This window comes from Sneathiella chungangensis (assembly GCF_009882935.1).
Lineage (GTDB): Bacteria > Pseudomonadota > Alphaproteobacteria > Sneathiellales > Sneathiellaceae > Sneathiella > Sneathiella chungangensis.
The window spans coordinates 913,219-926,370 of record NZ_WTVA01000015.1 but is presented as its reverse complement, the minus strand read 5'-3'; the positions used below and the strand labels follow the sequence as shown (position 1 = coordinate 926,370).

Sequence of the window (13,152 nt, the reverse complement as noted above, 5' to 3'; positions counted from 1 at the left end):
CCTTGTTGCAGCGTGAGGCGGCAGAGCGCAGAGGAGTGGTTGAATGGCTGGAAAGTCGATAGTCGGAGAAAATAAAATGAACGCAGTTGTGGTTGATATGGAAGATGCAGGACGGGAAGAAAAAAAGTCAGCATTTGTCCATATGCGGGCGGTTGGAAAATCTTACAGCCGAATATCGGCGGAGCTAGGTGTTTCGAAGGGGGCGCTATCAAACTGGAACGCTGAACTTGAGGAAGAAATAGCCGCCGCCAAAGCCATCGAGCTAGATGCCCTGCAAGAAGAATTCTTCATGACGAAGGAGCGGCGCATACGGGTTCTTGGCGAGCAGTTGAAGCGACTGGATGAGGAATTAAAAAACCGTGATCTATCGGAACTATCTACTGACAAGCTGATTGCGGCCCACATGCAACTCACACTGGCTTTGAAGGATGAGTTCATAGAGGCGCGGCCCTTACCGGCGTCGGAAATCCAGAAATTGAAGAACCTGAAAGTGTGAGAGCATGAACGAAGCTGCTACGAAAGTGAACGGCGAGACAATTTTGCAGGACTTGAACAGGACACTGCAGAAGTTCCGGGCGGGCCTGATTTCAGAAGGTCGGGCAACCAAGGAGACGGCCATACTTAACGCCATGTTGCGGGCCTATGACGTTGCCGATCTACAGAAGAAGATAGAGGCGCTTGAAAGCGCAATGGGGAATAGAAAATGACAGAAGGAGTAATTGATTTGGCTGGTGCACGTAAATTGAGGGCGGCGATGACGGGAAACCTGTCCGCCTTGGAGATAGTCCGTTTGAAAATGGGGGCCTATGTCTCAGCCGTCAGGGAGGAAAGCCCCGCATTCACGGAGTCCGAGATCGAGGACATTGTAAGGCGTAACTTAAGGAGCAATCCAGAGAAAGTGCGGTTTTACAGCAAGTGGATGTCGTTGGGGGCCGAATTTCAGGTAGAGGCGACATTGTGTCTATCGTTTTGCCTTGAGGCACAGGCGACGATCAACCGAATTCAAATATATCTGAACCTTGGTGAGTTGGCGTTTCTTCACAAGGACGACGAGCTTTTTCAGCCATTGGCGATGACGGAGGAGGCCGCGAAAAAATACAGGATCGACAGCGTAGAGGTGCAGAAAAAAAGGCGGCTGGATGGCTGGTATTCCATACAGGATATCTTCACCGAAAGGGCATTTGCACTACTTCCCGAAGCGGAGAGGAAGAAAATCAAGGCCAATGAATATGATAGCTCCCTGTGGTGGAGTTACCTAGAGGCATTCCCGGAAAAAGCATGGAAAATTGGCGAGGCGGCGTTAGAGCATATCAAGGCACTGATACAAAGCGAAAGGCTTGTATTCGAGGTAAGCGGGCCGACAAAGGACATGCTGGAAATGTGGCCGGAGATAAAGGGGGATGAGGCCGTCAATGTAAAGGCAGGCTGGCTTTGTTTGAATACCCTGATGGGAGAGAAAACAGGGGAGGCATTAGAGACGCTGCACGGCGAATATGTGATTAGCGGTTGTCAGGGGCATCAACTCTATGCCTTGAAAGACGATCTCCCTGAGTGGCAGGAGATAATCGCGAAGTATGTCCAGGCGGAGAGTCTTTCTGACCTTCCCTATTGCCGCCCCGTCGCGATAATTCAGGAGCCGTACAATGGCGGGCATTTAGACGAAAACGGGCATTTCATTCCAAGTGTGACAGATGTGGCGATCAAAGCATCGGCATTCCATAGAGCGTTGGATAAGGCAGGCCCTAATCTCTTTGACCAGCTCAACGAACGCGCCCGCAGGGCGGCACAGTCTTTTGTTTTGAAGGCCAGTCAACTGGAAGTGATTTCAGAGGCCGTTGGTATAGACATCTTCTCGCCATTCATAGCAAGCCTTCGGGCCGATCTGGAAGAAGCCGTACGGACGTTTAATGTCTCAATGGCACACCTCTATTTCGCCTGCTCAACTACGGCGGAAGGGTATGCCCACAGGGAGTATATCGAGCGATCGAAACCCGCCGATATCGTACTGGACGACCTTCGGCCAACTCAGGACGATATTGATATGCTTCACCGGCGCTTGGATGACCCAAGCCTAGACAACTGGTTTACCGAAACCTTCAAGCAACTGATGGTGGCGGCGGGGTAACTATAAAAATTGTCGGTTAACTTTCTATACATGAATATGTTTAAACTATATTCTACTAAGTTGAATGTAGTTTATTGGTCGCAGGCTTTGTTAAAAGGAAATCAAATCAGATTTTTGAGAAGACTTTATGAAAATATGCGAAGCAAAAGAATTCGAACTCCTTGTTAGCTCGATAGAAGAAGTGTCGAAACACTCTCGAAATCTGGTTTTTGCGTTAGTTGTTAGCTCCATTTACATTTTAATTACCGCTTATTCTCCGTCAGACGAAACCGAACTGACTCTTCCTGCGGTCGGTGTAAAAGTTACCAAAGATTTCTTCTTTGCGGGCGCGCCGCTTATTTTGCTTGGAATATATACCTATTTACATATTTACGTGAATCAGCTTGCCGAAAAACTGAGAGTATTTGATCAGGTGGATTTCGAGGTATCGTGGGTTTCGGACTCAAGAAACCTCCTTTTCCCCTGGCTCTTGATTTTTTCCAACTTCCCAAACGACGCGAGTGAAGACCCCGAGGCGCAGGTTGATGTAAGTCTGCAGGAAATCGCTTTGCCGACGAAGGTCGCCCAGCACATAATAAATATCGTTTCTTTTGTGATTGTCTGGATATTGGGTCCAACTGCAATGGGGTTGTTGTGGATACAATATGTAGTTCAACAACAAACAACCTCCTTAATTCCTTGCCTTTGTTTTCTGGTATCAATGCTAATATTATTTTCACGCTTCGGAGAAAAGAGACTGAACACTAGATTTTGGATTATTGTTAGTGGGATATTTTTACTTTTTACTATGATATCCGTATCCGGTATCCGACAAAGTATAGGATTAGACAATTATTGGAATCCTTTGCGATTTATATTGATTGCCTACAAAGACGTGCTTGAATTGACGTTTGAAGTTCTTCGATGGACCTTCGTAGGAATAATGTTCATTGGCAGTGCCTTTGGAGATAATATTAAGAGTGCGCTAGCTCATATGGAGGAAATCAGAACGAAAAACGGACGTGATAGTGAGGGGCGAACTTTTATTAATCGCTATAATCTCTTCAAAGGACTTGAGAAACTGTTGGTAATCTCTCTCTGTCTGTATGCGTCCATTTTCCTCGCAATTGGTGCCTTAATGTTCGTTCTATTTAGCAAATGAGCTTCCTGAGGCCATTTATTGATTGCATTCTCACTAGCATTGAGCAGGGATGCAAGAAAAGGATTTTTCCGAGGCACTATACGCACGGTTGTTTCTCTGCAAGATTGATTATATATTAAAATATTCTTGAATGGAGAGCGTCGCCGAAAAGGAGATTCTTTATGAGATACACAAGCATAGCCATTACAGCCCTTATACTGTCAGCCTGCAACACAACGCCAGTCGATACCAGTATCCCCACAGCAGCGGGCACGGCCTATGATGGTGTATGGTCCGGAGGTATGGGGAAGGGCACCGGGACAAGTTGCCATGATGTGGAGATAGAAACAACTATCACGAACGGTCACGCTTCCGGGGATATTGCGATAAACAACAACGGGCATGTCATCACCGATAGTTTTGTAGGCAATCTGAACAAGAACGGCGAACTGGTGCCGGAGCTTCGAAAGTATCCTGCCGATGTATCCGGGGTTATCCAGTTTCACAAGGACGGCACCACTACCGGCAAGATGGAAACAACGGTTTGCTCAACTGACAGAATTAACCTCAAGCGCACCTGACAAGCATTCTGCCAGCAAAGCCTATAGTAGACTTAAATAGACTATACGCCCATAAACGCCCGTACAGCGGTTTTGCCTGTTTTTGGCACCCCTGCTAAGGAATTGCTTGGCAACGCGGAAAATTGGCGGCCCCCAGCGGCTTTTTACAGCAATTAAACGCATGTAGTTACCGGTCGATTATTCCCCGACCGCAATAACAGGCCCGAAAGCACAAGTAATTCCGCCCCGCTATTTCCCTTTAACTTTATGAATACATTGGCAAATTCGCCGTGAAAATCACCGCTCCGCGCCGTATTTGTGCCTAATTCTCCCCATAATGTTCATGATGTGTTCAGGGTATACAGGGGCAGGAAATGTCATATAGCGATTGGAGTACAACGGCGGCAAACAACAACAGCGCCCCGCCGAACGGATTCCCGGAGGGGATGAAGGCCAGCACGGTGAACAACAGCGCCCGGCAATTAATGGCGGACCTTGCGCAGTTGCGGAATGACATCGAGGACGGTTCGTTCTTTGACAGCGCCCTTGATTTATCAAGCGCAACACTGACCCTTGCCGCAGGCGTGATTGATACCGACGAACTTGCAGCGGATGCGGTGACTACGGCCAAGATAGGCGATGCCGCCGTTACGCTCGCCAAGATGGATGACGTATCGCAAGGCGCGATACTTATCGGCGGGGCGTCGGACAGGCCGGTTGAACTTGACGTTTCCACAGACGGCAAGGTTCTCATGGGAAACGGGACGACGGCCACTATGGCGGATGCTCCCTACCCGCCCGAATTTAAATCAGGCTGCGTTGTTACCGCCGGGACAGACGACGAACACGATCTCGACATTACCGCAGGATATGTCAGGGACAGCACAAACGCGGTGAATATAACCGTTGCAGCCATGACAAAGCGGGCGGACGCCGCATGGAGCGCGGGCGACGGGAACGGCATGATGCTAACCGGTACTCTTGCCAACAGCACGGACTACGCCCTTTACGTGATAGCGAAGGCGGACGGAACGCAGGATTTCGGTCTGCATACCTCAATGACGGACCCGTCAGGCGATCTTCCGGCAGACTATGTTTACTACCGCAAAATCAAGCGGGTGAGAACGGATTCAAGCGCCAATCTCCTCGACGTGCCGGTAGAGATTGGGGGATATAACGAGGTTACGTTCGGCGACCTGACGGTAACGAATGGCGGCCCAATATCACTAAATCACGCGCTTGGGACCGACGACATAGAACTTAGCCTCTCCCTGATTATGCAAACGAATGAGGATGGCTATACGAGCGGGCAGATAATCCCTATCCCGCCGAATATGTTCTCTAGCGCGACCGTCAACGGTGGTGCGGCCCTTGTAGTTTCCTCCACCACCATTACCGGCAGATATAATACAAACTCGCCCGTTTTTAATCTCCTGAATTTTAGCACTGGTGGCGCAACGGGAATGACGGACTCGTCTGCCAAACTTCGAATTAAAGCGAGGGCAGCCATCCAATGAAACCAACACCCTTTGTAGATAAAGACGGGAACTATCTCGGCATTTTCAATTCTGCGCCGGAGGGCGGAATTCCCGTTGATACGGCCCCGGCACATGCGGGCCAGAAATGGAATAACGGCTGGGGCGATATCCCGGAAAGGCCGCAGGAGGAACAAGACAAGGATGCTCTTGCCGACACCGAGGCGCAGGCAACCATTCTTGTTGAACTATACAAGGGGCTTGTCAGGGAAGGCGGGCCGATTGACCCGGCCAGCGTTGACGTGAAGGCAAGCGCGAGTTTTCAGAAACTCAAGACCGCAATCGACCGGAGGAAGGCATGAGGGAAAAAGCGACATTTGACAGGCACATGCACTTGTGTTTCACCCCGCAGCTTGCAGAGCGGGCGCAGCGCCACGCGGCACGGCAGGATATGAGCCTTTCAGAGTTTATCCGGCAGGCAATCCGGCAACACCTGGACAACGCGGAGCAGGCCGCATGAGGTACGACAGGGCCGGAGTTTTGCCGCTATTCATCAAGCGGATTATTGAGGACGAAGAAACGCCGGAGGACGCAATCAGCCGAATTCGCAGCGCCTTGCCCTACTGGTCACTAGAGGCCCTTCACCGGGGCGCACTGGCCGACAGGGGCGCATATCAGGACAGAAAATATCAAACGAGGCTGGAAGAATTCATTCAGCACACGGGGGAACATTGTGAATTTACTCAATCAGTATGAAATGCCATACGGCCTGCTCAATATGCCGCCGTTAAATACGCAGCCAAACTATATTTTAAACAGCTATCCAAATATCTATGCGCCATCTCCTAATGCGCCGGTATCAACTCCAACGGTTGCGCCGCCGGTTGTCAGCAAACCTTGGAATGCAGACCCGTCGCCAAGCGCGACACATAGCAGCGGGCCAAGCGAACCTTATTCCGGTCAAGGTAACCTGAATGCGGCAGACGTAGGCAAGGGCTTACAGGCGGCGGGCACTGTGGTAGGCCTTCTTGGTGGGCCAACCCTCGCGGCGACAATAGCATCGCTGGCCGGTAAGGGTTTCTCCATGTTCGGCGGAAGTGATAATGAAAACGACAGTGTGCCGGATATTTCCATGAGCGGCGATGCGGGCATAGGGGGCGGCACTGGCGTAGCGGGCAACCAAGCAGCTACCCAAAGCGCGAACGACCCACAACCCGCCCCGACAGGCATTGCTGCGGATGGGCAGGGCAGCTTGTCTGGCAATGACACTGCAGGACCGGGCGCAGGCCCTAAAATCATTTGCAATGAACTTTACCGGCAAGGATACATGCCAAAGCATATCTGGGAAGCGGATGAAAGGTTCGGCGCAACGCTCGATGCGAGAACGCTAGAGGGTTATCACCGGTGGGCGGAGCCTTGGGTCAGGGTAATGCAGCGGTCCCGCCTAGCCACCCGCCTTACGTGGACTGTAGCAAAGCCCTGGGCGGAACATATGGCATTCAGGATGCGGGCGGTTGAGGAAGATAACCCCCTTGGCCGGGCAATGATGAAAATCGGCCTGCCGCTTTGCAAGGCATTAGGGAAACGGCAATCAGATTTAAGAGGGTGGGTTTAAGTCATGGGACTTCTCGACGACGCAAATATGCCGATGCTGATGGGCGGCATGGGGCTTCTGTCAGCATCCGGCCCCTCTTTGGTGCCGAATAACCGATATGCCGGACTTTCTGACGGCATGTATAGAGGCTTGTTGTTTGACCAGAAGGCCGCGCAGTTTGCCCAGCAGAAACAACAGCAAGAGCAAATGATGCAGATGCGGCAACAGCAGGCCGCCTTGCAAAAGTCACAGTACGACGCCGACCAGAAAAAGGCGGAAGTCTACGCCAATATGTTCAAAACCCCGACCGGGCAGGACGCCGCGCCCATTCGCAAGCTATTCCCGAACGCCCCGGAATCGGAGATTGCAGCGGCGGCGCAAATGGCCCCGGCGCAGGGGTATAAATATCTTGCCGACAATCAGGCGATACGCAATGCCCCCGCCAAGCCTAATATCATCAAGGGCGCGGACGGCTACCAGTATGACGCCAACACGGGCAAGCGTGTCTTGCCGGGTGTGGTCAAGCCAAAGACCCCAGCCGAGACGCGCGAACTAAAAACCGGCGACGCCATCGAGACGCAGGAATTCAACACCGCAACCGGGCAATGGGAAACCATATCAAACGCCCCGCGCTTCAAGGATGAAAACAGCACGTCGGCCCGCGACGATTTCATGATTGATAACGACCGCCGGATATTGCTGCAAAAGCTGGAAGGCATGACGCCGGCTGAATTGTTAAGGCGAACGCAGAAAAGCACAGACACCGGCTTTGACAACAAGGATTATGACCCCGTGCTTGAGAAGCAGATTAAAAACGCGCTCAAGAAGAAACGCGGCGACGACCCGGAGTTTGACCGGTTCCAACAGCTATTTGCCGGGGCACATGGTCCGCACAATCCGAAACAGCAGCCGAAAATCGAAGCCCCGCAGGCCGCTATCGACTATCTGAAAGCCAACCCCAATCTTGCGGCAGACTTCGACGCCAAATATGGGAAGGGGGCGGCTAAGGCTGTTCTTGGTGAATGAGTAACGCCTTCGACCAATTCGACGGACCCAAGAAAGCGAACGCCTTTGACCGTTTCGACGCGGGGAAGAAAGAAAAATCTTCCCTGTTTGTGCGCGGGGCGAAATCCGGCTTTATGGATGAAACGCTTGCCGGGCAGGTCATTCAGCATATCACGGCGGGAGAGCCTTACAATCTGGAACGATTGAAGCAGACCCCGAACATCGACCGAGGGCCGAAGGATACCTATAACTTTGAGCAGGCCCGCCCGGAACTGTTCGACCCGGACTTTGAAGCCATGACGGGAGAGGATGCGCCTATCACCCGCATGAGCCCGGCCATGCAGAAACGCTTTCAATCCAGATATGAGGCGTTGACCCCGGAGCAGAAAGAACGCTTCGCCAAGGAATACGCCGAGAAGCAGGCGGACTATAAAAAATGGCGCAAGGGTTTTGAGGAAAGTACGGCTGTTAGTCCGGAGGAATTCGAAGGCGTCGGCGATTATCTCGCCTATGGCGCGGGCACCCTGACAGGCACGGCGGCAAGCCCTGAATCCCTGATAGGCCCCGCAGGCGTGCGCACCGTCGGCAAAGGGGTAGTGGCAACCGCCAAGACTATCGGCAAGGCGTCAGTCGGCAACGTGGCGGCAGAGGCGGCAATTGACCCTGTTGTCCAGGGGCTACAGGTTGAGCATGGGCAGCGCGAGAAATTCGACATTCGCGATACCGTTCTATCAGCCATGGGGGCAGGCGTTTTGGGCGGTGTTCTATCGGGTGGCGGAATCCTCGCAAAGAAGGTTATTGACGCCGTGCGCGGCGCTAAACTTGTTCCTGACAGCATGACGGATGCGGAGATACTGACGCGGGCAAAAGAGGACGTGCCGGAGTTCGCAAAAGCCATGGAGGGCAACCCCGCAGACAATCAAGAATCATTTCGTGACCAGTACGTGCGCGAGGGAGACGCTAATCAGGCGCAGCAACCTAATCCGTTCGATGTATTCGACGAGGGCACGGGAAGGCCGGAGAACCTGACAAAACCTCACATTCAGGAAAATATTTCAGATCCCGACAACTTAGAATCAACTGGGGAAATTCCCCAGTTAGATAAAACCATTGAGACAGGCCCTGACTTAGCAAAACCTGACAATCAAGAAGGCCTGTTAAGTAATGTTAAGGTTCAGGATGACTTGCCCGACACCGCCAACATGGAGCCGGGCGAAAACTACACCGGCATGAGGCAGGACACCCCCGGAGCGGGAGGCCGGGAGTTAAACGACCCGATACGCCGGGAAACCATTATCAGGGATTTTTCAAAGGCGCTTGGTGTTCCGATTTACGAGGGCCGCATACCCGAACAATCGAAGGTGCTTGGCTTCTATCGCAAGGGGATTGAGGAAGTCCGCTTGAGGAAGTTTAACGACATCGAGGTCGCCGCCCATGAAATCGCGCATTTGCTGGATGACCGGGTGCCCGAACTATCCAAGCAGTACAAGGGAAACAAAACCTTCAAGGAGGAATTGCGCGGTGTTTCCTATGACAGAACGAAACTCTTTGAGGGCTTCGCCGAGTTTCAGCGGCTTTGGATGACGCAACCGGAGAAGGCGGCGGAACTGGCCCCGCGCTTCAATGCTTGGTTTGAGGATTTCGTCGCCCGGTCGGAATATGGTCCGGCGCTCCTGAAAGCCCGCAAGGACATGACAGCATGGTTTGACCAAGACGCGCTGAAACGTGCCCGCTCGAAGATAGGCGAGGCAGAGAAGGGGCTACCTTCAAACTTTGCCGGTCGATTGCGGCAGGCCACCATTGACGACCTGCAGGGCATTAAGGAAATGGAGCAGGAACTAACCGGCGGGCTATCCCCACGGGGCGCATATGAAACCGCCAGACTGACCCGTGCCAAGCATTCAATTACCGAAGGCGCGATGACAATCGGTGCGCCTATCGTGAAAGAGGACGGTTCGCATAGTTTCACCGGCAAGGGCTTAAAGCAGATATTGGAACCCGTCGCCAACCGGCAAGACGATTTCTGGACCTATGCCGTAGGACGGTCGGCCAAGGAATTGATGGGGCAGGGCCGGGAGCATCTATTCACCAAGAACGAAGTTGACGCCATGCTCAAGCTGGAAACCCCGGCATTCAAGAAGGCGTTTCAGGAGTATCAGGTCTGGAACAACAAGATACTTGATTTCGCGCAGGCCAAAGGCGTGATTGACCCCAAGGTGCGCCAGCTATGGAAACGCGCGGCCTATCTCCCCTTCTATCGTGTCGGCGGCGGAAGCCAGAAGGCCACCAAGGGAACGCAAGGCAACTGGAAGGGCATACAGGCGCTCACGGGCGGCACAGAGAACTTGCAGGACATTGCACGAAATGTTGTCCAGAACGCGGCCACCCTGATTGACGTGGCACTCACCAACGAGGCGCGGCTAGAGGTTGCCAAACTTGCACGGGGCAAGCGCGGCGCTCACTTCATGGCGAAGATCCCGAAAGAGCAGATTCCTATCGACATCGACAGCCGACAGGTTGAGGACGCCATCGTCAAGGCTCTTGGCGCGGACAAGAAAACGCAACTTCCTATTCACGTTCAAAGCACGGTTGACGATATCTCGACCGGGCTTGGACCGCTCACCACCTTCCTGCTAAGAGGGCAGGCCCCACGGGGCGGCAATGTGGTCGCGGTTCTCAATGGCGGCAAGCCGGAGTTTTACGAGGTCGCGGACCCGGTTCTATTGCGCTCCCTGACCAACCTCAACCGGGAGGCGCGGGGCTGGATTACCCGTGTTCTCTCAATCCCGAAACGGCTGGGGCAGGCAAGCATTACGCTCACCCCTGATTTTATGGTTGCGAACATTGCCCGCGACACCCTGCTAGGCAGTATCGTATCGCGCACCGGATTCAAGCCCGTTGTGGACAGTATCAGGGGCATGAAATCCCGCATAACCCATGACCAGAACTACAAGGATTTTATCGCCAATGGCGGCGGCTTTTCCTCTTACCTTGTCGATGAGGAAGCCTTTGCCAAGCATCTTGAGAAGTTCTACACCAAGAAGGGCATTAATCCCCATAACGTCCTGAACACCCCGGCCAAGCTGTTGTATGGGCTTGAGACGATTGCCGACGCCTTCGAAATGTCTACCCGGCTGGGCGAGTACCGCAGGGCCATGGCGCAGGGCGAACACCCCCGCCATGCGGCCTATCTGGCGCGGGAAGTCTCTACAGATTTCGCCATGAGGGGCGGCGGACTGCCGCGCGGCCATGAACTGCACGACAAATTTGATGACGTGGCGGAGGGGCTGGGCTTCATGTATGACACGGTTATCTTTTTGAAGGCGGCGGCGAACGGTATAGACCGGACCTATCGCGGATTCGTGCATGACCCCAACCGGGCAGCCATTGCCGCCAAGACCGGCCTGCTGGCGCTTGCCAGTATGGGGCTTTACCTGATGAACAAGGACAACCCGCTTTATCAGGATTTGGAGGACTGGGATAAAGACGGGCATTGGCATTTCTTTGTTCCCAAGCTGGATGCCCCGATAGATGCCACGCCGGAGGAAAGATATATTCACCTTCGCTATCCGAAAATCTGGGAGGTCGGCGCGATTTCTTCCATTGCCGAGCGGACTCTTGAAGGCATTGAGAAAGGCACCCCGGCGGAGACATTCAAGAACATTGCCGAGGTCATATCAACCACCTTCGGCGTTGAGTATCTGCCGCAGGCGATTGCCCCAGCCTACGAGGTTTACGCCAACAAAAACCGCTTTACGGGCAGACCGGTCGAGGGCATGGCGCAAGAAGCCGTGCAGCCTTGGGCGCGGGCGAACAACGGCACGTCGCAGACATTACGGGCCGCAGGCGAGACCGTCAGGAACATTCCCGGATTGAACAAGATTTCCCCTGTCCAGGCGCAGCATTTGATAAGGGGATATTTCAACACATGGGCGGCTTACGGCCTGATGCTTTCCGACGCTGCGCTGTTTGACGATGCCCCGGACTTGCGGGCGGACCAATACCCGGTCTTGCGGCGGTTTTACCAGCAATCCCCCTCCCGTCATTCAAAGGCGGTCGGCGATTTCTACGACATGCTCAAGGAAGCCACAGAGACGCGGCGGACTATCAGCAGCCTTGTCAGGAGCAACCGCGAGGACATGGCGCGGGAGCAGGAACATTCGAAGGCGAACAGGCTTTATACGCCGCTCACGCGGGCCAATAAAATCATGCAGGCCTATAACTCCGAGACCAAGAAGATTTACAACGCGAAGGGGCTGGAAGAAACCCGCCAGCTTGCCAAGGAGCAGGAAAATCTCGGCGAGGGCAGACTGCAAAGCCGCGCCCTGAAAGAAGGTGTCTGGAATGATGCGGGGGCGCTTAAAGCCTTCCTGCTGGATAACATCATTGCCGCCCGGAACGAGTACGCCAAGCGGGTCATGGAAGGGATTAAGGAACAATGACGGCAGTTCATGGAAACTACGGCTTCGACGTCAAGAATAAATTTGTTCCGTTCGCGGACCCGATAAAGGTCACATACAAGATTCTCGGCATGACGCCGGAAACGATTGTCAAAAGCGGTGACAGATTGTCGGAAGTCTGCGAGGCGGCGCGTCACCTGCTGGCCGTCCCTTGCGTGAGTGATGAATATTTCGATGATGCTTGGAGTATCGCGACCGAATCCATCATGGCGAACTGGCCGCAGTTTCCGCGCGAGAACCTGCCCGCCAATGACAGCCCGAAACAGGAGCGGCGGGAATGGGTGCATAACCAGATTAGCGAAATTCTACTCGCCAAGGAATTATACGAGCGGCGGTTAAGGGAAGTGACCGCAGGCGAAATTTCTTAACAATTGCCGGAATTTTTGGGCACGGTAAAAAGGGCCAGAGAAGCCCGTACAGCGGCGCTAGGCGTTTTGGGCACCCTGATGGCCTATTGCTTGGCAGGGGCGAAAATTTTCTAGAACCGGGGAGCACAATTCAGAAGCGGAAAGAGTGGGCGCACAACCAGATTAGTGAGGCGTTGATGTTGCGGGAGATATTCGATAGACGGCGGGCACGGGAAGTTAACTTACCCTAGTTTTGACGCAAGCCACGAACTTGCTTTAACTGGGAATTTCAACCTCCCATGAATGGAGGGAGAATAGGATGAAACATTCTTGTCCTATTGTGATGTTGCTTGTCTCCAGCAAAATTCGTCTTCGCCAATCCGTTTGAAAATTAGGCGGTTTGTCATTGTTCACATTAACACGTGATTTGTCCAATCGGCTCCGAGCAGACATTAAATAGAATCCA

The 13,152-nt window shown here is 53.2% G+C and carries 12 protein-coding genes; all 12 read left to right on the top strand.

Features of this window, described 5'->3' with window-relative positions; translation table 11 throughout:
* Positions 1 to 43 precede the first annotated feature (43 nt).
* Positions 44 to 496: a helix-turn-helix domain-containing protein gene (locus GQF03_RS17480; RefSeq protein WP_161340587.1), complete on the top strand. Its 453-nt coding sequence runs from the start codon at positions 44 to 46 to the stop codon at positions 494 to 496.
* A gap of 4 nt (positions 497 to 500) precedes the next feature.
* On the top strand, positions 501 to 707 hold the full coding sequence (locus GQF03_RS17475) for a hypothetical protein (RefSeq protein WP_161340586.1): 207 nt from the start codon (positions 501 to 503) through the stop codon (positions 705 to 707).
* The gene (locus GQF03_RS17470; RefSeq protein ID WP_161340585.1) at positions 704 to 2,125 is read left to right on the top strand and encodes a hypothetical protein; all 1,422 of its coding nucleotides are present in this window, start codon (positions 704 to 706) and stop codon (positions 2,123 to 2,125) included. Before GQF03_RS17475 ends, GQF03_RS17470 begins: the two co-directional genes overlap by 4 nt.
* A gap of 127 nt (positions 2,126 to 2,252) precedes the next feature.
* Positions 2,253 to 3,266, top strand: a complete 1,014-nt coding sequence (locus GQF03_RS17465; RefSeq protein ID WP_161340584.1) for a hypothetical protein — start codon at positions 2,253 to 2,255, stop codon at positions 3,264 to 3,266.
* A 161-nt stretch (positions 3,267 to 3,427) separates the two neighbouring features.
* Complete coding sequence (locus tag GQF03_RS17460) at positions 3,428 to 3,826, top strand: hypothetical protein (protein ID WP_161340583.1); 399 nt, start codon at positions 3,428 to 3,430, stop codon at positions 3,824 to 3,826.
* A gap of 353 nt (positions 3,827 to 4,179) precedes the next feature.
* Positions 4,180 to 5,322: a hypothetical protein gene (locus GQF03_RS17455; protein ID WP_161340582.1), complete on the top strand. Its 1,143-nt coding sequence runs from the start codon at positions 4,180 to 4,182 to the stop codon at positions 5,320 to 5,322.
* Positions 5,319 to 5,642 carry a hypothetical protein gene (locus GQF03_RS17450; protein ID WP_161340581.1) on the top strand — a complete coding sequence of 108 codons (324 nt, stop codon included), beginning with the start codon at positions 5,319 to 5,321 and terminating at the stop codon, positions 5,640 to 5,642. Before GQF03_RS17455 ends, GQF03_RS17450 begins: the two co-directional genes overlap by 4 nt.
* Positions 5,639 to 5,800 carry a ribbon-helix-helix domain-containing protein gene (locus tag GQF03_RS19225; protein WP_161340580.1) on the top strand — a complete coding sequence of 54 codons (162 nt, stop codon included), beginning with the start codon at positions 5,639 to 5,641 and terminating at the stop codon, positions 5,798 to 5,800. The genes GQF03_RS17450 and GQF03_RS19225 overlap by 4 nt, the downstream gene beginning before the upstream one ends.
* Before the next feature lie 213 nt (positions 5,801 to 6,013).
* Positions 6,014 to 6,895, top strand: coding sequence for a hypothetical protein (locus GQF03_RS17440; protein ID WP_161340579.1), 882 nt, complete (start codon positions 6,014 to 6,016; stop codon positions 6,893 to 6,895).
* A gap of 3 nt (positions 6,896 to 6,898) precedes the next feature.
* A complete protein-coding gene (locus GQF03_RS17435) occupies positions 6,899 to 7,900 on the top strand; it encodes a hypothetical protein (protein WP_161340578.1) in 1,002 nt (333 codons plus the stop codon).
* Complete coding sequence (locus GQF03_RS17430; protein ID WP_161340577.1) at positions 7,897 to 12,321, top strand: LPD38 domain-containing protein; 4,425 nt, start codon at positions 7,897 to 7,899, stop codon at positions 12,319 to 12,321. Before GQF03_RS17435 ends, GQF03_RS17430 begins: the two co-directional genes overlap by 4 nt.
* Positions 12,318 to 12,707, top strand: coding sequence for a hypothetical protein (locus GQF03_RS17425; RefSeq protein WP_161340576.1), 390 nt, complete (start codon positions 12,318 to 12,320; stop codon positions 12,705 to 12,707). The genes GQF03_RS17430 and GQF03_RS17425 overlap by 4 nt, the downstream gene beginning before the upstream one ends.
* Positions 12,708 to 13,152: the final 445 nt, after the last annotated feature.